General features: G+C 70.4%; 19 protein-coding genes. 13 read left to right on the top strand and 6 right to left on the bottom strand.

Translation table 11 applies throughout. From position 1 onward, the window contains the following. Window positions 1-127 precede the first annotated feature (127 nt). Both AB0I43_RS37755 and AB0I43_RS37750 read left to right on the top strand, forming a co-directional pair. Window positions 128-562: an anti-sigma factor gene (locus AB0I43_RS37755; RefSeq protein ID WP_356976663.1), complete on the top strand. Its 435-nt coding sequence runs from the start codon at window positions 128-130 to the stop codon at window positions 560-562. After that, complete coding sequence (locus AB0I43_RS37750; RefSeq protein ID WP_356976662.1) at window positions 552-1,367, top strand: RNA polymerase sigma factor SigF; 816 nt, start codon at window positions 552-554, stop codon at window positions 1,365-1,367. The genes AB0I43_RS37755 and AB0I43_RS37750 overlap by 11 nt, the downstream gene beginning before the upstream one ends. Here the strand turns inward: AB0I43_RS37750 and AB0I43_RS37745 are convergent. Further along, complete coding sequence (locus AB0I43_RS37745; RefSeq protein ID WP_356976660.1) at window positions 1,364-2,134, bottom strand: SDR family oxidoreductase; 771 nt, start codon at window positions 2,132-2,134, stop codon at window positions 1,364-1,366. The genes AB0I43_RS37750 and AB0I43_RS37745 overlap by 4 nt on opposite strands. Before the next feature lie 98 nt (window positions 2,135-2,232). Beyond that, complete coding sequence (locus tag AB0I43_RS37740) at window positions 2,233-2,436, bottom strand: hypothetical protein (RefSeq protein WP_356976658.1); 204 nt, start codon at window positions 2,434-2,436, stop codon at window positions 2,233-2,235. 144 nt (window positions 2,437-2,580) lie between these two features. Between AB0I43_RS37740 and AB0I43_RS37735 the strand changes: the two genes are divergently transcribed. The 3 genes from AB0I43_RS37735 to AB0I43_RS37725 all read left to right on the top strand — a co-directional run bounded on the left by AB0I43_RS37735 (window position 2,581) and on the right by AB0I43_RS37725 (window position 4,941). Further along, window positions 2,581-3,492, top strand: coding sequence for an NADP-dependent oxidoreductase (locus AB0I43_RS37735; protein ID WP_356976656.1), 912 nt, complete (start codon window positions 2,581-2,583; stop codon window positions 3,490-3,492). Window positions 3,493-3,508: 16 nt separating this feature from the next. Next, a complete protein-coding gene (locus AB0I43_RS37730; protein ID WP_356976654.1) occupies window positions 3,509-4,264 on the top strand; it encodes an MBL fold metallo-hydrolase in 756 nt (251 codons plus the stop codon). A gap of 350 nt (window positions 4,265-4,614) precedes the next feature. Next, window positions 4,615-4,941, top strand: a complete 327-nt coding sequence (locus AB0I43_RS37725) for a transglycosylase family protein (protein ID WP_356977018.1) — start codon at window positions 4,615-4,617, stop codon at window positions 4,939-4,941. Between the two features lie 65 nt (window positions 4,942-5,006). On the opposite strand, the gene AB0I43_RS37720 is transcribed toward AB0I43_RS37725, so the two are convergent. Together AB0I43_RS37720 and AB0I43_RS37715 are read right to left on the bottom strand one after the other, a co-directional pair. Next, window positions 5,007-5,450, bottom strand: coding sequence for a nuclear transport factor 2 family protein (locus tag AB0I43_RS37720; RefSeq protein WP_356976653.1), 444 nt, complete (start codon window positions 5,448-5,450; stop codon window positions 5,007-5,009). A 71-nt stretch (window positions 5,451-5,521) separates the two neighbouring features. Further along, window positions 5,522-8,218: a discoidin domain-containing protein gene (locus tag AB0I43_RS37715; RefSeq protein ID WP_357433582.1), complete on the bottom strand. Its 2,697-nt coding sequence runs from the start codon at window positions 8,216-8,218 to the stop codon at window positions 5,522-5,524. 194 nt (window positions 8,219-8,412) lie between these two features. Between AB0I43_RS37715 and AB0I43_RS37710 the strand changes: the two genes are divergently transcribed. Continuing rightward, window positions 8,413-9,924: a phosphatase PAP2 family protein gene (locus tag AB0I43_RS37710; protein WP_356976649.1), complete on the top strand. Its 1,512-nt coding sequence runs from the start codon at window positions 8,413-8,415 to the stop codon at window positions 9,922-9,924. 7 nt (window positions 9,925-9,931) lie between these two features. On the opposite strand, the gene AB0I43_RS37705 is transcribed toward AB0I43_RS37710, so the two are convergent. Beyond that, window positions 9,932-10,300 (bottom strand): helix-turn-helix domain-containing protein, encoded by a 369-nt coding sequence (locus AB0I43_RS37705; protein ID WP_357433580.1) that lies wholly within the window; start codon window positions 10,298-10,300, stop codon window positions 9,932-9,934. A 196-nt stretch (window positions 10,301-10,496) separates the two neighbouring features. On the opposite strand from AB0I43_RS37705, the gene AB0I43_RS37700 reads away from it, so the two are divergent. The 7 genes from AB0I43_RS37700 to AB0I43_RS37670 all read left to right on the top strand — a co-directional run bounded on the left by AB0I43_RS37700 (window position 10,497) and on the right by AB0I43_RS37670 (window position 17,677). Then, the gene (locus tag AB0I43_RS37700; protein WP_357433578.1) at window positions 10,497-11,846 is read left to right on the top strand and encodes a glutamine synthetase family protein; all 1,350 of its coding nucleotides are present in this window, start codon (window positions 10,497-10,499) and stop codon (window positions 11,844-11,846) included. Then, window positions 11,827-12,543 (top strand): gamma-glutamyl-gamma-aminobutyrate hydrolase family protein, encoded by a 717-nt coding sequence (locus tag AB0I43_RS37695; protein WP_356976643.1) that lies wholly within the window; start codon window positions 11,827-11,829, stop codon window positions 12,541-12,543. The genes AB0I43_RS37700 and AB0I43_RS37695 overlap by 20 nt, the downstream gene beginning before the upstream one ends. A gap of 48 nt (window positions 12,544-12,591) precedes the next feature. Next, the gene (locus AB0I43_RS37690; protein WP_357433576.1) at window positions 12,592-13,953 is read left to right on the top strand and encodes an aldehyde dehydrogenase family protein; all 1,362 of its coding nucleotides are present in this window, start codon (window positions 12,592-12,594) and stop codon (window positions 13,951-13,953) included. Between the two features lie 11 nt (window positions 13,954-13,964). Beyond that, the gene (locus tag AB0I43_RS37685; RefSeq protein ID WP_356976640.1) at window positions 13,965-14,729 is read left to right on the top strand and encodes a 3-oxoacyl-ACP reductase; all 765 of its coding nucleotides are present in this window, start codon (window positions 13,965-13,967) and stop codon (window positions 14,727-14,729) included. Window positions 14,730-14,819: 90 nt separating this feature from the next. Beyond that, on the top strand, window positions 14,820-15,002 hold the full coding sequence (locus AB0I43_RS37680) for a hypothetical protein (RefSeq protein WP_357433574.1): 183 nt from the start codon (window positions 14,820-14,822) through the stop codon (window positions 15,000-15,002). Window positions 15,003-15,297: 295 nt separating this feature from the next. Then, window positions 15,298-16,758, top strand: coding sequence for an MFS transporter (locus tag AB0I43_RS37675; RefSeq protein ID WP_356976637.1), 1,461 nt, complete (start codon window positions 15,298-15,300; stop codon window positions 16,756-16,758). Window positions 16,759-16,780: 22 nt separating this feature from the next. Further along, a complete protein-coding gene (locus AB0I43_RS37670; protein ID WP_356976635.1) occupies window positions 16,781-17,677 on the top strand; it encodes a TIGR03619 family F420-dependent LLM class oxidoreductase in 897 nt (298 codons plus the stop codon). A 5-nt stretch (window positions 17,678-17,682) separates the two neighbouring features. On the opposite strand, the gene AB0I43_RS37665 is transcribed toward AB0I43_RS37670, so the two are convergent. Then, a complete protein-coding gene (locus tag AB0I43_RS37665) occupies window positions 17,683-18,573 on the bottom strand; it encodes an NmrA/HSCARG family protein (protein WP_357433572.1) in 891 nt (296 codons plus the stop codon). Between the last annotated feature and the right edge of the window lie 77 nt (window positions 18,574-18,650).

Genomic DNA, 18,650 nt, shown 5'->3' with positions numbered 1-18,650 from the left:
CTCCCGTTTCGAGGTAGGCTGACCGCCGCGGTCGGCGCGACCGCGCCAGGCTATGGCGGGTGGCGCCGGCGGCCGGGGCGGGCAAGCACTGTGCGCGCTGGATGACCACTCAGAGAGCGGTGATGGGATGGACGAGAAGATTTCGGAGTCCTCGACGGGTACGACGACGATCGGGGTACGGGTCCCGGCGGAGCTGGAGCAGCTGACCATGCTGCGGGCGCTCGCCGAAACCGTGACTCTGATCGCGGATTTCGGGATCGACGAGGTCACCGACATCCGGCTCGCCCTGGACGAGATCGCGACGGCGCTGATGCTGGGCGCGGTGCCGGGCTCCGAGGTCGAGACGGGCTTCTCCTTCCGCGAGGGCGCCATCACCGTCGAGGTGTCCGGCGTCGCGGCCACCGATACCGCGCTCGATCAGGGCAACTTCGGCTGGCACATCGTCGAGACCCTGACCGACTCCATCTCGGTCGCTCAAACCCCGTTCGACGCAACGGTTTCCGGCTATCCTACGGTCGTCGTTTTCACCTGGGTCAGAGGCGGAACCACCGATGAGCGATGAGGCGCGTTCGCCTCGCCCCGACCGCGGACCACGTAAACGCGGCAGCGACAGCTACGACAACATCGAGCCCCTGTTCGCCGAACTGGCCGCGCTCGACGCGGCGGATCCGCGCCGGCACGAGGTGCGCGAGGAGCTGATCCGGCGCTGCTTGCCGCTGGCCGAGCACATCGCGCGCAAGTTCACCGGACGCGGCGAGAACTTCGAGGACCTGCTGCAGATCGCGCGGGTCGGCATGGTCGCGGCCGTGGACCGGTTCGACCCCGCGCACGGCGCCTCGTTCCTGTCCTTCGCGATTCCCACCATCATGGGCGAGGTCCGGCGGCACTTCCGGGATTACGCCTGGGCGGTGCGGGTGCCGCGGCGGCTCAAGGAGATTCAGCAGCTCATCGGCCCGGCCGTGGAGACGCTGTCGCAACGGCTGGGGCGCATGCCCAAGGCCAGTGAGATCGCCGACGAGTTGCAGGCCGACCTGGTCGAGGTGACGCAGGCGCTGATCGCCCGCAACGCCTACCAGACCTCGCCGATCGACGCCGCCACCGACAGCGACGACGACAACACCCCGCTCACCCCGATGGACACCCTGGGCACCGACGACCCGGAGTACCGCAACGTAGAGGACTACCTGGCGGTGAAGCCGCTGATCGCGGCGCTGCCGGAGCGCGAGCGCAAGGTGCTGATCCTGCGGTTCTTCGAGTCCAAGACGCAGACCGAGATCGCCGAGCAGTTGGGCGTCTCGCAGATGCAGGTGTCGCGGATCCTGTCCAAGACGCTGAATCAGCTGCGGGAGCAAGCGCTCAAGGATTAGGCCCCGTAGCCGCCGTCCACATCGAGCTTCTGGCCGCTGATGTAGCCGGCGCGGTCGGAGGCGAGGAAGCAGACGGCCTCGGCGATGTCGCCGGCGACGCCGAAACGCCCCAGCGGGATGTTGCCGCGCGCCACCTCCCGGGCGCGTTCGTCGAGGTCACCGTTGGCGAACAGGCGCGCCGCCATGCCGTCGGTGTTCATGCCCGGCCCGACGCAGTTGGCGCGGACCCCGAAGCGGCCCTCCTCGGCGGCGAGGGCGCGCACCAGCGCCTCCACCGCCGCCTTGGGCGCGCTGGACAGGCTGTCGCGCACCGGGTATCGCGTGGTGGCGGCGGTGGTGACGGCGACGATCGAGCCCGCTGCGGTGCGCAGATGCGGCAGGGCGGCGTGCACGGCGTTGAAGAACGCGGCCGCGTCGTCGCGGAGCTGGCGTCCGAAATCGGCCGGATCGACCCGGCTCAGATGCACCATCGGGACGTGCGGTCCGGCGGCGTAGACGAGGGTGTGCAGGCCGCCGAACTCCGCGGCCGCCTCGGCGACCATCGCGGCGGTTCGGGCGGCGTCGGTCAGGTCCAGCTGCCAGGATCGGGCGCTCCGCCCGCGTTCGGCCGCGAGGGCGGTAAGGGGTGCGAGCGGCTCGGCCGACCGGAAGTAGGTCATGGCGACCGCGCTCCCGCGCTCGACGAGCATGCGGGTGATCGCCTGCCCGAGCCCGCCGCTGGCGCCGAGCACCAGCGCGGCGCCGGATCGGTGCGCGAAATCGTCCATCGAACTGCCTCCCTCGGACGGCCGCGGACCGGCGCTGTCCGGGTTCATTGATACTGGACTCGGTCGAACCAAGCAAGTGCTTGGTTCGACCGAGGTGATCAGGCGGCTTCGCGTTCGCAGTGCAGGCGACCTCGGTAGATATCGCGCGCGGGTTGTCGCGCGCCGAGCCGATCCCGTGTCCGGGCCACCGGTTCCGGGACGAAAACGGCGGCGGGGTAGGGGAATTCGAGCTCGAGCGGGTCGGTGTCGTCGTTCCGGATCCGGGCGTCGTTGGCATCGGAGTTCCGGCGGGGGATCTGCATGGCCCCAGGTTATGCGTGCGACCGGGGTCGCGGCACGCGTAGTACTACCCAGCCGCCGAACGTAATGTTCACCAGGCCAACGTGATTCGAAGTAGTGCTCGTGTCGGGCGCGGCGGCGCCCGCGGCTGCGCCTAGGGTGGCGGTATGCGGGCTATTGCGTTCAGCGAATTCGGCGGGCCGGAGGTATTGCGGGTCGTGGACATCCCGGTCCCCGAGCCGGTCGGCGACGAGGTCCGGGTCGCGGTGCGCGCGGCCGGGGTGAACCCGGCCGACTGGAAGATGCGCTCCGGCGCACTGGTTTTCGGTGCGCCCCGGTTCCCGCAGTATCCCGGCGGCGAGATCGCCGGATTCGTCGACGCGCTCGGCCCCGACGCGCACGGGCACGCCATCGGCGATCAGGTGTTCGGCTGGGCGCGGGCCGGCGGGTACGCGGAATACGCGCTGAGCAACGCGCTGGCCCGCAAACCCGAGGGGCTGGACTGGGCCGACGCCGTCGCGCTGCCGGTCGCGGTGAGCACCGCCGCCAAGGTGCTGGACCTGCTGGCCTTGCGGCCCGGGGAGACCCTGCTGATCAACGGCGCCTCCGGCGCGGTGGGTTCGATGGCGGTTCAGCTGGCGCGCGCGGCGGGCGTCACGGTGATCGGGACGGCCGGGGCTCGCAACCAGGAGCTGGTGCGCTCGCTCGGCGCGGTCGCGACAACCTACGGTCCCGGCCTCGCCGACCGTGTCCGCGCGCTGGCCCCGGCCGGCGTCGACGCCGTCTTCGACGCGGCCGGTCAGGGCGCGCTGCCCGACGCCATCGCCCTGCGCGGCGGCACCGACCGCATCGTCACCATCGCCGATCCGGCGGCCGCGGAACTCGGCGTCACCTTCGCCAGCGGCCCGCCCGGCCCGCGACCCGTCGAGTTGGCCGCGCAGGTCGCCGAGCGTGTGCTCACCGGGGAATTCCGGCTGCCCGGCCCGGCCCGCACCTTCGGCCTCGACGAGGCGGGCCGCGCGCAGCAGGAGATGGAGAGCGGCCGCGGTCCCGGCAAGGTCGTCCTGCTCGTCGACTGAGTCCTAGGCTCGCGGGGTGAGTGATCTCGTCCTGACGGTGCTGGGCAGCGCGACGCCCTACCCCGCGATCGGCAACCCGTGCTCGGGATATCTCGTGACGCACGGCACGACCCGGCTGTGGCTGGACGCGGGCACCGGAACGCTGGCCGAACTGCAACGGCACGTCCGCCTGGACCAGCTGGACGCGATCTGGATCTCGCATCTGCACGCCGACCACTGCGCGGATCTGCTGACCGCCTATTACGGCCTGCGTTACGCCGACCAGCGGCCCCGCGCCCCGCTGCCGCTGTACGGGCCGCCGGGCATCGCCGATCGCCTGGCCGGGTTCCTGACCAACGGCCCGCGGCGCAGCCCCATCGAGTCGGCCTTCGCGGTGCACGAGTTGTCCGACGGACACCGGGCCCGCATCGGTGAGCTGTCCGTGCTGGCCGCGGCGGTGCGGCACGATGTGCCCGCGTTCGCCGCCCGGATCGAGACCTCGGCCGCGACGCTCACCTACTCCGGTGACACCGCGCCGTGCGCGGCGCTCACCACGCTGGCCGCCGGGTCCGACCTGCTGCTGTGCGAGGCCGACGGCGCGCCCGCCGAGGGACCGCCCGTGCACTGCACACCCGAGGACGCCGGGACCACGGCGGCCGAGGCCGGGGTCCGGCGACTGGTCCTCACGCACGTCAGCCGGTTCGTCACCCCCGAGGACGCGGTCGCACGGGCGCGCACCCGCTTCGCGGGGCCCGTCGGCTACGCCGCGCCGGGGCGCCGATTCGCGCTCTGAAATACGGGCCCGGGGTAGCCCGGGTCACTATCTCCGAGTGATCTCATCCACATAACGCACCGATAACGACAACTGTGTCATTTTCGCGCCACGCACGCTGACTTGCATCGATACGAAATGTCCGGAATTCGTATCGGACATACCGCGCTTTCTCGCGGCGTGACCATCTCGTGATTGTTGGTTAACGTCATGGGCGGCCCGAACGACGATGGGCTTCGAACGACTCGACCGCCGCAAGCCGGAATCCCTGTCCCGCGGTCCGAGGATCCCCGATTATCCCCTGGGGGCAGGGACCTGGCTGAAGTAGGCGCCGGGACGGAAACGCAGGGCAGGAATTGTCTATGTCTTTCATGCGTAATGTCAGCACGCGTACCTTCGGCCTGACCGCGGTCGCCGCCGCCCTCGTGGCGGTCCCGTTCGGCCTGTCCACCGGCACCGCCTCGGCCGACTACCACGACTGGGACGCGGTCGCGGCGTGCGAGAGCGGCGGCAACTGGGCCATCGACACCGGCAACGGTTTCTCCGGCGGCCTGCAGTTCACGCCGTCCACCTGGGCCGCCAACGGCGGTTCGGGCAACGCGGCCGACGCCAGCCGCGAGGAGCAGATCCGCGTCGCGGAGAACGTGCTCGCCACCCAGGGCGCCGGCGCCTGGCCGGTGTGCGGCGCGCACCTCTGATATTCGCCGCTCGACGGCACTGATCGACGCCCGCCACACAGCGACGTGTGGCGGGCGTCGTGCTGTCAGAAACCCGGCGTCGGCTGCGTGAGATACATGTAGCTCTTCTCCTCGACGCGGCGCGCGATGCGCCATTGCCCGTCGACGCGAGCGAAAGTGTCGTTGTACCAGAGGCCGCAGAACATCATCGTCTGATTGCCGTCCCCGTCTTTCATGAGCATCGGGTTGTGGCAGATAGTGCGCGCGGTCGCGTGGTCGCCCTCGACGGTGATCGAGGAATTGCTGACGAGGTGTTGGTAGGCCGGGAAATTCGGCATCGTCGCGGCCAGGAACGCCTTGGTGGACGCGAGATCTCCACTGGCGCCGCCCATGGCGGAGTAATCGATCAGCGCGTCGGCGGTGAAGATGTCGTCGAGGAGATCCCACTGGCCGGTGTCGACGGCGTGGGAGTACCGGACCATCAGGTCCTCGATCTCCAGGCGATCCGAGATCTGCTGCAACGACAACATCTTTGCCTCCGGGGTGCGTGAGCGCGTTGCGTAATCGGAGCAGGGCGACGGCCCGCGCGCAAGACTCCGGCTCATTCCGGGGCGCCGACATCGAGTTCGCGCAGGCCGAACGGCTCCGTGCCGGTGACCTCCAGGCGCAGGTAGCGGCCGGAAGCCGGGGCGGTCAGCACCCCGGTCGCCGGATCGAAACCGAGTGCGGTCCAACTCCTCTCGTCCGCGGACGCGGCGAGGGTGTAGGCGGGCGGCGCGGAGTCGGCCCAGTGCGCCCGCACCGCACCCAGATCGGTGACCCGCCCGAGGTCGATCGTGAGCGTGCCCGGCCCGTCCTGCGGCTGCCAGGCCGTGGCCAGGCTGCCGTCGACCGCGGCGGCGCCGTAGCGGCCCGGGGCGTCGGAGCTGGTGCGCACGGGCTTGCACTGCGCGAGATCCGCGGTCGGAGCCAGGTCCGGTCGCCTGGTCTCGACGACCAGCGGCGTCCCGGTGTGCGCCACCGCGGTGCCCTTCGGCGTGCGCACCGGCAGCGGTGCGCCCGACGCGAGCGTCAGCCGGGTGTCGTGCGGGCCGATCTCGGCGTCGAAAACACGTCCCTGCCATCGGATTCCACGCACCCGCACCCCTTCGGCGTACTCGGGCGGCAGCAGCGGCGCGATCTCGATCTCGCGGTCGTGGAAGCGGAGCCCGAGCAGCCCGCTGGTGAAGGTCTGCACGTAGCCGCCCGCCGCGGTGGCGAAGGTGAAAGCCGGTGCGCCCGCCAGCGGGTCGTGCGCGCCCGCCTTGTCCCCGCGCGACTCGGCGAACTGCGCGAACGGCGCCCGCACGAACGGGCCCACCGAGCGCTGCTGGAAAGTGCCGGTGGCGCAACCGGACGCGCCGATCCGGGCGGCGTCGATGGCGTTCACCGAGTCGGTCATCGCCGGGCCGTCCGGGTCGGTGCGCTCCGCGTAGTATTCGAGCACCTCGGCGGCGGTGCGTTCGGGCATCGGCCAGTCCAGCGGATAGATCAGCAGCACGGTGTCGGCCTGCTTGGTGGGCGTGCCCTGGTAGCCGTCGTACTGCGCGAAGATCCCGCGCCGGTCATCGAAGGGCATCCGCAGCCGGTCGGCGACAGTGTTCCACTCCGAAGGCGCGGGCAGACCGAGGATTTCGGCGGCACGCGCCGCATTGCGCAGCGCCAGTGCCGCACCGGCGTTGGTGTACACGGCGTCGTCGACGCCGTTGCTGTACTCGTCCGGCCCGGCGACGTCGAGGATGGAGTAGCTGCCGTCGCCGTTGTCGTGCACGCGCGTGACCCAGAATTCCGCGACGGCGCGCATGATCGGCCAGATCCGCTCGCGCAGGTAGTCCCGGTCACCGGTGGCGAGATAGTACTGCCATGCCGCCAGGGAAACGTCGCCCTGCAAATGGATCTGGGTGAGACAGTGCGGCGGGTCCCAGCTGTGGCATTCGGCGAGCGCGCCGGTGGTGGCGCTGGTCCACGGATAGAAGGCGCCGCGGTAGCCGAGCAATTCGGCGTTGGCGCGGGCGGCGGGCAGCGTCTTGTAGCGGTACTCGACAACGGATTTCGCGAGCTGCGGCGCCAATTGCAGCAGGCCCGGGTACATCCAGATGTCGGCGTCCCAGAACACCAGGCCCCCGTAGTTGTCGCTGCTCAGGCCGACCGGCGAAATGCTGTTGTCCTGGATGGAATCGGTGGCGGAGTACAGCGAGTAGAGCGCGCCGCGGATCCACGCCTGGCGGTCCGGATTCCCGGGGATCTCGATGTCGCCCCGCCACAGGTCCCGCCAGGCCGCGGCGCTGCGAGCCAGCAGTTCCGGCCAGCCGCGCTGCGCGGCCTCCCGCGCGGCCAGCAGCGCGGACGCGGCGGGTACGGGCGCGGTGTGCCGCGTATCGACGCCGACGTATTTGGTGACGGTGTAGGAATCGCCCGCGCGCACCGTGATTCGCGCCGTCTGCCGCACCGACAGGTCGCGGGCCTCGGGTTCCCGGCTCCGATCGGGCCGCGCCGGACCCGAATCCAGCACGGACACCACGCTTCCGGCGACCTCGGTGCCCGCCGTGCGGAACTCGACACCGATCGCGCGCTCGTCGCGGGCGCCGCCGCCGGTCTGCCGGATCCGGCGCGCTCCCGCGCCGTCCAGCGCGTCGGTGACCGTGAGCTCCCCGGACCAGTGCGGTGTCAGCGTGAGCCGGACCGCGCCCACATGCTGCGCGGCGCGGTCGGTGAGCACCTCGTAGACCAGGTCGGTGGCCTTGCCGTCGGCCGCGGTCCAGGTCACTTCCGTCCGCACCAGACCGCAACGCTGGTACAGGGTTTGGCGGAATCCGGAGAGCTGCGCGGCCGGGGTCGCGGGGGAGTACTCCTGCGCGCCGACCCCCACCAGCAGCGTGGACCAGTTCGGCAGTGCCGCGGCCACCTGCCGGTCCTCGGCCACCCCGGGCTGGTTGCCGTACAGCCCGGCGACGAAGGCGCCGTCGTAGGCGGGCGTGTACAGCGGCCAGCCGGTGGGTTCGTTCGTCGCGTGATAACCCATGCCGCGCGGCGGTATTCGCAGGCCCAGATAGCCGTTGCCGACGAACGGGTGCCGATCGATGGCGGCGTCGAGTTCGGTAGTGGCCGGTGTCCAGCCGGTCTGGTCCGCGGTGTCGCCGGGGCAGGCGGACTCCGCCGGTCGCGGCGCCGTCTCACACCCGGCGAGCAGCGCGGCGACCGCGAGCAGCGTGAGCGTCAGCGCGCACGCGGGCCGAGCGGATCGAGTTCGGGGCCACACCCTGGTACCTCCCGTTGTGCGGATCACCGTCCGGCCCCCGGAGATCCGACGGTGGACTCGGCGAGCGTCCCGGCGAGCTTGCCCGGTGCGGCCGGTAATCCGGGGCCGACACGCGGTCGTCCCCGGGCGGCCGCCGCTGAGCGGCGCTGATCACCCCCGCGTCCCGTCCGGCCGATCCTCGCTAGGCTGAGACAATGCGTGTTAAACGGAATCGCAAGTCCGCCAGACCGCACGACCTGGCCGGTGCCCTGGACGCCTGGCTGATCGACCGCAGCGCCCGGGTCCGGCCCTCGCGCGCCGACCGCATGCTGCGCGGATTGAGCACCAGCGCGAACTACAACCGGCTCTGGATCGGCGCTGGCGCGGCCATGATCCTGCTCGGCGGCCCCGCGGCCCGCCGCGCCGGCGCGCGCGGCCTGGTCGCCGTCGGGCTCGCCAGCGGCGTCGCCAATGGCATTGCCAAACCCATGTTCCCGCGCCGGCGGCCGCCGGACGAGTCGGTGCCGTTCGTGCGCCGGCTGGTGAAGCCGCCGGTGTCGTCGTCGTTCCCGTCCGGGCACTCCGCCTCCGCCGCGGCCTTCGCCACCGGCGTCGCCCTGGAGTACCCCGTCGCCGCCGTGGCGGTCGTGCCGCTGGCCGCCGCCGTCGCGTACTCGCGGGTGCACATCGGTGTGCACTGGCCCTCGGACGTGGTGGCCGGCGTGGCGCTCGGCGCCGGTGTCGCGCTGGCCACGCACCGGTGGTGGGCGGTGCGCGAGGACGAGCCCGCCCTGCTCGGGCCCGCCCAGCGCATCGAACCGCTGGAGCAGGGCCGCGGCCTGCTGATGGTGATCAACCCGAACGCGGGCCTGGGCAGCGTCGGCGGTGCCTACGACGCCACGCTGCTGCGCGAGCGCCTGCCCGAGGCGGTTTTCGTCGAGCTGGACCCGGCGATCGGGCTGGACACGCAGCTGGAAGAGCAGCTGCGCCGCAACGATATTCGCGCCGTCGGCGTCTTCGGCGGCGACGGCACGGTGTCATCGGTGGCGGGTTTCGCGGTGCGGCACCGGCTGCCGCTGGCGGTGTGCTCGGGCGGCACCCTGAACCACTTCGCCCGGGACGCGGGCGTCGAGGACGTCGAGTCCACGCTCGCCGCCGTCACGGCCGGGCAGGTCGCGGCCTGTGACGCGGCGGCCGTGCGGTCCGACGATTCGGAGCCGCGGATCTTCGTCAACACCGCGAGCATGGGCGGATACCCGGATTTCGTGCGCCTGCGCGAACGCTGGCAGGAGCACCTGGGCAAGTGGCCCGCCGCCGCCATCTCGATGGTGCGGGTCCTGTTCCGCGCGGAGCCGATGCACACCGTCATCGACGGCCGGCCCGCCGCCATCTGGATGCTGTTCGTGGGCAACGGGCGCTACCACCCCGCCAACCAGATCCCGCGCTCTCGCCCGGAGTTGCACCACGGCACGCTCGATGTCCGCTATCTGCGCGCGGACGTGCCGTTCTCGCGCACCCGGCTGATCTGGTCCACGCTCACCGGCACGCTCGGCAAGTCGCCGACCTACGTCCGCGAGGAGCGGCACCGGCTCGAGGTGTCGGTCACCGAGGCGTCGGTCTCGCTGGCCACCGACGGCGAGGTCGATTACAAGGGCCGCGATTTCGTCTTCGAGAGCCGTCCGGACACCCTCACCCTCTTCCATCCCGAACCGCGCACCGACTGCTGACCCGGCGTCAGGGAATCTCTACGACGACCTGTGTCGAAGGCACGGCGGCGATCGCGACGCAGCCGACCGTGAGGCCGAGTGCGCGCACCGTCTCCGTGCCGAGCAGCGCGACCAGGCGGAGCGGGCCGGCCCGGAGTTCGACCTGGGCCAGCAGCCGGTCCTGCACGATGCGGGTCACGAGGCCGCGAATCCGGTTCGGGGCGCCGGGCACGGCGGTTTCGTCGCACAGGACCCGGGCGAGTTCGCGTCCGCTCAGCCAGTGACGTCCGCTCGCCGAGGGAATCGCGGTGAGTTTGCCCTGGTCGATCCAGCACCGCACCGCCTCCTCGCCGACACCCACCAGCTCGGCGACCTCATCAACCCGCAAATACGACACTAGCTGAACTCTACAACCGTATATGCGGAGATCAATTGCTGTTATCTCCGAACTCGAGTTGTCGACGAGACCCGCGGATTGGCGGATGCGACAGCCCGCCGGCCGGGAATTTCGTGTCCGGCGCACGGAGTGGCCGGAATTCCTTTAGCGTGAGCACCGGATTGGATGCCGAGAGGGGCCTGCGATGCGATCGGGGATGCTGAGTCTGTCGGAATTGCGGGTGCGGGTGGAGTCGGGCGACATCGACACCGTCCTGGTCGCGATGACCGATATGCAGGGCCGGCTCCAGGGAAAGCGCTGTGCCGCACAGTATTTCCTGGACGAGGTGATCGGGCACGCGACCGAGGCCTGCAACTATCTGCTCGCCGTGGACGTCGAGATGAGCACCGTCGACGGATACGCCATGTCCTCGTGGGACACCGGCTACGGCGACTTCGTCCTGCGCCCCGACCTCGGCACCCTGCGCGCGCTGCCCTGGCTGCCCGGCACCGCCCTGGTGCTCTGCGATCTCGAACAGGTGCGCCCCAGCGGCACGCCGGTGACGGTCTCGCCGCGTCAGGTGCTGCGGGCCCAGCTGGACCGCCTGGCCGAGCACGGCCTGCGTGCCTACGTCGGCACCGAGCTGGAGTTCCTGCTCTTCGACGACACCTACGAATCGGCCTGGGACAGCGGCTATCGCGGGCTGCGGCCGGCCAATCGGTACAACGTCGACTACTCGATGCTCGGCACGTCCCGCGTCGAACCGCTGCTGCGCCGCATCCGCAAGGAGATGGCCGGCGCCGGACTCTATGTCGAGTCGGCCAAGGGCGAGTGCAACCCCGGTCAGCACGAGATCGCCTTCCGCTACGACGAAGCCCTGGTCACCTGCGACAACCACAGCATCTACAAGACCGGCGCGAAGGAGATCGCCGCGCAGGACGGCCGCAGTCTCACCTTCATGGCGAAATACGATGAGCGGGAAGGCAATTCCTGTCACATCCATCTCAGCCTGCGTGGGGCCGACGGCAACGGCGTCTTCGCCGACGGTGACGGCGAGATGTCGGCGACGATGCGGCACTTCCTGGCCGGGCAACTGGACTGCCTGCGCGAGTTCACCTACTTCCTGGCGCCGAACATCAACTCCTACAAGCGTTTCGTGCCGGGCAGCTTCGCGCCGACCGCCCTGGCCTGGGGCCGGGACAACCGCACCTGCGCCCTGCGCGTGGTGGGCGAGGGACCTTCGCTGCGTATGGAGAACCGCATCCCCGGCGGCGACGTGAACCCCTACCTGGCGGTGGCGGCGACCATCGCGGCGGGCCTGCACGGCATCGAACGCCGGCTGCCGCTGGAGCCGGAATTCCACGGCAACGCCTACCGATCGCAGCGCCCGCGCGTACCCGCCACCCTGCGCGCGGCGGCGGAATTGTTCGGGGAGAGCAAACTCGCGCGCGCGGCCTTCGGCGATGATGTGGTGGACCACTACCGAAACGCGGCCCGGGTCGAACTGGAGGCGTTCGACGCCGCCGTCACCGATTGGGAGCGCATCCGTGGCTTCGAACGTCTCTGAGCGGCCGGTCATCGGCCTGCCCACCTACCGCGAGCAGGCCCGCTTCGGCACCTGGGACACCGACAGCACCGTGCTGCACACCGGCTACGCCGCGATGGTGCAGCGGGCCGGCGGCATCCCGGTGCTGCTGCCGCCGCTGGGCGTCGCGCACCCGGAGCTGGTGCGCCGGCTCGACGGTCTGGTGCTGACCGGCGGGGCGGACATCGATCCGGCGCGCTACGGGCGGCCGCTGGAACAGGCGCTGGGCTACACCCGGCCGGACCGCGACGACTCGGAATTCGAACTGTTCCGCCTCGCTCACGCGGCGGGGCTGCCGATCCTGGCGGTGTGCCGCGGTCTGCAACTGGTCAATGTCGCGCTGGGCGGCACGCTGATCCAGCATCTGCCGGATGTGGTGGGCCACGAAGACCATTCGGGCGGCGCGGGCTCCTTCTCGGTCCTGCGCGTGGCCACCACGCCGGACAGCCGGGTGGCGGGGATCCTCGGACCCGAAGCGAAAGCGCACTGTCATCATCATCAGGCGATCGACCGGCTGGCCGCCGAGCTGACCGCCACCGCGCACGCCGCCGACGGCACGATCGAAGCCGTCGAGGTGCGCGACGGGCCGTTCCTGGTCGGCGTGCAGTGGCATCCCGAGGCCGACGCCGGCGACGACCGGCTGATGCGGGCGCTCGTGGCGGCCGCGGCAGGCGGATGAAAAGCCGGCGGACCGTGCCGCCGAGAGTGTGTGGAAGGGAGTGAACCGGTGACGACCACCGAGGTGCTGAATCCCGCGACCGAGCAAGTCGTGGCGCGGGTCGAACTCGTCGACGCGGCGGGGACCGACGCGGCGATCGACCGCGCGCAGCGCGCGTGGAGGAGCTGGCGCGATGTGGCGCCGGGCGATCGGGCCCGCCTGCTGCGCCGCTTCGCCGCCGCGGTCGAGGCGAATCTGGAGGAGCTGGCGCGACTGGAGGTGGCCAACGCGGGCCACACCCTCGGCAACGCCCGCTGGGAGGCGGGCAACGTCCGCGACCTGCTGAACTACGCCGCGGGCATGCCGGAACGAATGCTGGGCCACCAGATTCCGGTCGCGGGCGGCGTGGATCTCACCTTCCACGAACCGCTCGGCGTGGTCGGGGTGATCGTGCCGTGGAATTTCCCGATGCCGATCGCGGCCTGGGGTTTCGCCCCGGCGCTGGCGGCCGGGAACGCGGTGGTGCTCAAACCCGCCGAGCTGACGCCGCTGACGGCGATCCGCCTGGGCGAGCTGGCGCTGGAAGCGGGGCTGCCCGAGCACGTCTTCCAGGTGCTGCCCGGCAAGGGCTCGGTGGTGGGGCAGCGTTTCGTCACCCACCCCGGGGTGCGCAAGGTGGTGTTCACCGGCTCCACCGAGGTGGGCAAACAGATCATGGCCGGGTGCGCCGACCAGGTGAAGCGGGTCACGCTGGAGCTGGGCGGCAAGAGCGCCAACATCGTCTTCGCCGACGCCGATCTGGAGCGGGCCGCAGCCACCGCGCCGTACGGCGTCTTCGACAACGCCGGTCAGGACTGCTGCGCGCGTTCGCGCATTCTCGTGCAGCGCAGTGTGTTCGATCGATTCCTGGAGCTGCTCGAACCCGCTGTGCAGGGTGTCGCGGTGGGCGATCCGGCGGCCGAGGGCACCGAGATGGGCCCGCTCATCTCGGCCGCGCACCGCGACCGGGTCGCCGCCTTCCTGGGACCGTCGACGAAGGTCGCGTTCACCGGCAGCGCCCCCGAGGGGCCGGGATTCTGGTATCCACCCACGGTGGTGCTGCCCGACGGCCCCGCCGACCGCGTGCTCACCGAGGAGATCTTCGGCCCGGTGGTCGCGGTCGTGCCGTTCGAGGACGAGGCCGACGCGCTGCGCATCGCCAACGACACCGAATACGGCCTGTCCGGTTCGCTCTGGACCCGCGACGTGGGCCGGGCGCTGCGGGTCGCGCGGGGAGTGGAAGCCGGGAATCTGTCGGTGAATTCGCACTCCTCGGTGCGGTACTGGACGCCGTTCGGGGGTTACAAGCAGTCCGGGCTGGGCCGGGAACTCGGGCCCGACGCCGCGCTGGCCTTCACCGAAACCAAGAACGTCTTCATCGCCACCGAGTAGAAGGAGCAAGTGTGCAGCGTCTAGAGGATCGCGTTGCCGTCGTCACCGGCGGCGGTAGCGGAATCGGCCTCGCCACGGCCCGGCGCTTCGCCGCCGAGGGCGCGAAAGTGGTTGTCGCCGATATCGACGCGGGCGCCGGCGAAGCCGCGGCCGCGGAAGTGCACGGCACCTTCGTCAAGGTCGACGTCACCGACGAGACCCAGGTGCGCGCGATGTTCCAGACGGCCGTCGACACCTACGGCGGCCTGGACATCGCCTTCAACAACGCGGGTATCTCACCGCCGGAAGACGATTCGATCCTGACCACCGGCCTCGACGCCTGGCGGCGGGTGCAGGAGGTGAACCTCACCTCGGTGTACCTGTGCAGCAAGTACGCCATCGAGCACATGCTGGTGCGCGGCAAGGGCTCGGTGATCAACACCGCCTCCTTCGTCGCCGTCATGGGCGCGGCGACCTCGCAGATCTCCTACACCGCCTCCAAGGGCGGCGTGCTGGCGATGAGCCGGGAACTCGGCGTGCAGTTCGCGCGCCAGGGGATCCGGGTCAACGCGCTGTGCCCCGGGCCGGTGAACACGCCGCTGCTGCAAGAACTCTTCGCCAAGGACCCCGAGCGCGCCGCGCGCCGCCTGGTGCACATTCCGGTGGGGCGTTTCGCCGAGCCCGAGGAGATCGCCGCGGCCGTGGCGTTTCTCGCCAGCGACGACGCCTCGTTCATCACCGCGTCGCAGTTCCTCGTCGACGGCGGCATCGCCGGAGCGTATGTAACACCGCTCTAGGGCGGCCGATTGCAGTAGTAGAAAGGTCAACCAGTCCGAAGGGTTGCCGCCATGGCCGTCCGATTCTGTTCCGGCGACGGTTGCCGGCGCATGCTGTCGATCTCGGTGATTCCGGGCGGCAATCCGGTGGCGCGTGCCGATCCGGAACATTTCGCCGTCCGGTTCCTGCTCTGTACGGCGTGCCGCTCCGGCTTCTGCGATCGGTGCCTGCCGCCCGAATCACCGTTCCACAAGTTGCGTGCCTGCCCGAAGTGCGGGGCCGACCTGCGCTGACCGGTCCCGGGGGGCGGCCGCCACGTCGTCACCGGGCGCGGATCTGACGCTCACGGTTAGCGGCTCCGCCGACCGGGGGTTCGCATGCATTGATCAGCATGTGACCGGGCTCACATTTTGGGCGTAAAGCGCAGGTAGCTGCTGGTACCAGCTGCACCTGGGCGGGGTCGCCGGTGTTTGCTGCTCAGCAAACCTGGGTAACGGTTCATTCTGTGTCGTGCATTCCGAAATCCGGGAGGGGCGGCTGGGGAGAACCGATAGAGGTCCGCGGGGGAGCGGGCCGAAGGAGGTACGAATGACCGCGTCCATAGCCGCCGAATCCGGCGCGCCGGGGTCACAGCAACCATTACGCAAGTCGGTCGCCGCGTCCGCGATGGGCAACGCGACCGAGTGGTACGACTACGGCGTCTACGCGGCCACCGCGACCTACCTCACCGACGCGTTCTTCCCCGGCGAACTCGGCACCCTGGGCACCATGCTCGGTTTCGCCGTCTCCTTCCTGCTGCGGCCGCTCGGCGGCATGGTCTGGGGCCCGATCGGCGACCGGATCGGCCGGAAAGCGGTGCTGGGCACCACGATTCTGCTGATGGCCGCCGCCACCGGCGCGATCGGCCTGATTCCCACGCACGCCTCCATCGGTGTCGCCGCGCCGATCCTGCTGATCCTGCTGCGGGTCGTGCAGGGCTTCTCCACCGGCGGTGAGTACGGCGGCGCCGCCACCTACCTGGCCGAATGCGCGACCGACCGCAAGCGCGGATTCTTCGGCAGCTTCCTGGAATTCGGCACCCTGGCCGGCTTCGTCGGCGGCTCGGCGACCGTGCTGGCCTGCCAGCTGGTGCTCGGCACCGACGCCATGCACGACTGGGGCTGGCGCATCCCGTTCCTGATCGCCGTGCCGCTCGGCCTGATCGGCTGGTACCTGCGCGCCCGGCTCGACGAATCCCCGGTCTTCGAAGAGGTCTCCGAACAGGAGAAGACCCCGCCCGGCGGCCTGCGCGAGGTGCTGACCACCTACCGGCGCGAGACGCTCACGCTGATCGGCCTGGTCGTGGCGCTGAACGTGGTGAACTACACGCTGCTCACCTACCAGCCGACCTACCTGCAGAACACCATCGGCCTCAGCGACTCCACCACCACCGCGATGATGCTGATCGGTCAGCTCGTGATGATGGTCGTGCTGCCGTTCTTCGGCAGTCTGTCCGACCGCGTCGGCCGCCGGCCGATGTGGCTGGTCTCGCTGATCGGCCTGTCCGTGCTCGCCCTGCCGATGTACTGGCTGATGGGGCAGGGCATCGTCTGGGCCGTCATCGGGTTCGTCGTGCTCGGCCTGTTCTACGTGCCGCAGCTGGCCACCATCAGCTCGACCTTCCCGGCGATCTTCCCGACGCACGTGCGCTACGCGGGTTTCGCGCTCGGCTACAACGTCTCCACCGCCGCGTTCGGCGGCACCGCGCCGCTGGTCAACGAGGCGGTCATCGAGAACACCGGCTGGTCGCTGTTTCCCGCCGCCTACATGATCGGCGCGTCGCTGATCGGCCTGGTGGCCTGGACGTTCCTGCGTGAGACGGCCGGAACGTCGTTGCGCGGCACCGAGGTTCCGGACGCGGACGCCGCCGAGGTCCCCGACACCGCCGCGGCGCTGACCACCACCTCGGTGCTCGACCCGATCAAGGACACCGCCGTTTTCGACAAGATCAGCGACGGGCCGGACGCGGACGACTCCGGGTCGACCGCACCCGCGCAGGCCCCGGCCTGACCGAGGCTGGTACGACGGTGGAATGAAGATCGGTTTCTCGCTGCCGCAGATCGGTCCACAAGCGCGGGCGGCGGCCCGGATTCCCGGGTTCGCCGCCGCGCTGGAGCAAGCCGGTGCGGACAGCTTCTGGGTGGGCGACCGCTTGCTCGCCGCCGTCGATCCGACGGTCGGCTACGGCGGATCCGACCGCATCCCAGCGGAATTCAACCAGGTGCTGGATCCGTTCCTGACCCTCGCGCTGGCCGCGGCGGCCACCGAACGGGTGCGCCTGGGCGCCAATGTGCTGATCGCGCCGCTGTATCCGCCCGCCGTCCTGGCCCGGGCGCTCACCACGCTCGACGTGGCCAGCGGCGGCCGGTTGCGGCCGGGCTTCGGAATCGGCTGGTCGCCTGAGGAATACGCGGCGGCGGGCGTCCCGTTCAGCCGGCGCGGCGCGCGGCTGGAGCAGACGCTGGACGCGCTGGAGGCGATCTGGACCACCGATCCCGCCGAGTACTCGGGCAGCCTGGTGTCGGTGCCCCGGCACCGCGCCGAACTGAAACCGGTCCAGCGGCCCAGGCCGCCGATCCTGCTCGGCGCGTTCAAGCCCGCCGCGCTGGAACGCGTCGGGCGGCGCGGCGACGGCTGGCTGCCCGTGGTCCCGGTCCCCGGCTCGCCGGAATGGGGTGCGCGGCTGCGCACCTTGCGGGGCGTCGTCGACCGCGCCGCCGAACAGGCCGGTCGTGACCCCGCAGCGATCGAGACCATCGTCCGGGTCAACGTCGCAGCCGGCACCCCGCTCGAGCAGATCGCCGCCACTGTCCGCCGCACCGCCGAGCAATCCGATTTCGACGACTTCTTCCTCGACCTGACCTACCTTTCCGCGTCTCTGGATCACGCCCTCGAGGACGCGCACCGGCTGCTCGAACTGCTCGCCTGACCCGCTCACGGTTTCCAGTTGACCGAGTGCAGGTAGCTTTCGAGGTCGTGGAGTTCGGGGTGCTCGGCGCGCAGGGTGGTGGTGTCGACGGGGCGGTCGAGGCCCTGGTTGAAGTAGGCGAACATTTTGCCGACTTGTTCGTCGAAGGCTTTGACCTGTTCGACGGGGATCTGGTTGTGGTGGGTGGGTAGGCCGGTGACGCGGGCGAAGACTTCGGCGATCTGGGGTGGGGTGAGCCGGTCGCCGGCCAGGGGGATGGTTTTGCCGATGTAGTCGCCGGGTCGGTCGAAGGCGAGGGCGGCGAAGGCGCCGATGTCGTCGACGGCGATGAGGGACATGGGGATGTCGGGGTGGACGGCGAGGTTGAGCTGGATGTCGCCGTTGTCGGTGCGGACGGGGCGGTTGAAGGTTTGGAAGTTGTCCATGAAGAAGGTGGGGCGCAGGATCGTGGCGGGGAGCGCGGCGTCGGTGATGGCTTGTTCGATGGTGCGTTTGGCGGCGTAGTAGTCGACGCCGGAGTGCGGGTCGGCCGCTCCTTGCAGGGAGCTGTAGACGAGGTGGGTGATGCCGAGTTCCACGGCGAGTTCGACGACCGTTGTGCCACGGCGGATTTCGGCGGTGATGCCGGCGTCGGTGATGTGGACGCCTTCCATCATGGTGAGCATGAGGAAGACGCCGTGGACGCCGGTCATGGCGGTGCGCAGGGTGTCGGTGTCGTCGAGGTCGCCGACGGTGAGTTCGGCGCCGATGTCGTGGAGGGCTTGGGCGGTGGGTGTGTGGGGGTCGCGGACGAATGCGCGGACGTTCCAGCCGTGGTCGAGGAGGTGGTGGGTGGTGGCGCGGCCTTGTTGTCCGGTCGCGCCGATGACCAGGATCGATCCCTTGTCGCTGTTCATGTCATGCTCCTTGTCATGGGTGACCGGTGCTCGATCACCTCATGACAAGAACGCTAAAGACGCGTAGCGCCTTGGTC

The sequence above is a fragment of the Nocardia sp. NPDC050435 genome (assembly GCF_040655395.1).
Lineage (GTDB): Bacteria > Actinomycetota > Actinomycetes > Mycobacteriales > Mycobacteriaceae > Nocardia.
The sequence above is the reverse complement of the archived record's forward strand: the minus strand, read 5'-3'. Positions and strand labels throughout refer to the sequence as shown.

What these genes read in the sequence shown, in the direction of transcription:
- AB0I43_RS37755 (WP_356976663.1), top strand. Translation starts at nt 128, where the DNA reads ATGGACGAGAAGATTTCGGAGTCCTCGACGGGTACGACGACGATCGGG.
- AB0I43_RS37750 (WP_356976662.1), top strand. Translation starts at nt 552, where the DNA reads ATGAGCGATGAGGCGCGTTCGCCTCGCCCCGACCGCGGACCACGTAAA.
- AB0I43_RS37745 (WP_356976660.1), bottom strand. Translation starts at nt 2,134, where the DNA reads ATGGACGATTTCGCGCACCGATCCGGCGCCGCGCTGGTGCTCGGCGCC.
- AB0I43_RS37740 (WP_356976658.1), bottom strand. Translation starts at nt 2,436, where the DNA reads ATGCAGATCCCCCGCCGGAACTCCGATGCCAACGACGCCCGGATCCGG.
- AB0I43_RS37735 (WP_356976656.1), top strand. Translation starts at nt 2,581, where the DNA reads ATGCGGGCTATTGCGTTCAGCGAATTCGGCGGGCCGGAGGTATTGCGG.
- AB0I43_RS37725 (WP_356977018.1), top strand. Translation starts at nt 4,615, where the DNA reads ATGCGTAATGTCAGCACGCGTACCTTCGGCCTGACCGCGGTCGCCGCC.
- AB0I43_RS37720 (WP_356976653.1), bottom strand. Translation starts at nt 5,450, where the DNA reads ATGTTGTCGTTGCAGCAGATCTCGGATCGCCTGGAGATCGAGGACCTG.
- AB0I43_RS37710 (WP_356976649.1), top strand. Translation starts at nt 8,413, where the DNA reads ATGCGTGTTAAACGGAATCGCAAGTCCGCCAGACCGCACGACCTGGCC.
- AB0I43_RS37700 (WP_357433578.1), top strand. Translation starts at nt 10,497, where the DNA reads ATGCTGAGTCTGTCGGAATTGCGGGTGCGGGTGGAGTCGGGCGACATC.
- AB0I43_RS37680 (WP_357433574.1), top strand. Translation starts at nt 14,820, where the DNA reads ATGCTGTCGATCTCGGTGATTCCGGGCGGCAATCCGGTGGCGCGTGCC.
- AB0I43_RS37675 (WP_356976637.1), top strand. Translation starts at nt 15,298, where the DNA reads ATGACCGCGTCCATAGCCGCCGAATCCGGCGCGCCGGGGTCACAGCAA.
- AB0I43_RS37670 (WP_356976635.1), top strand. Translation starts at nt 16,781, where the DNA reads ATGAAGATCGGTTTCTCGCTGCCGCAGATCGGTCCACAAGCGCGGGCG.
- AB0I43_RS37665 (WP_357433572.1), bottom strand. Translation starts at nt 18,573, where the DNA reads ATGAACAGCGACAAGGGATCGATCCTGGTCATCGGCGCGACCGGACAA.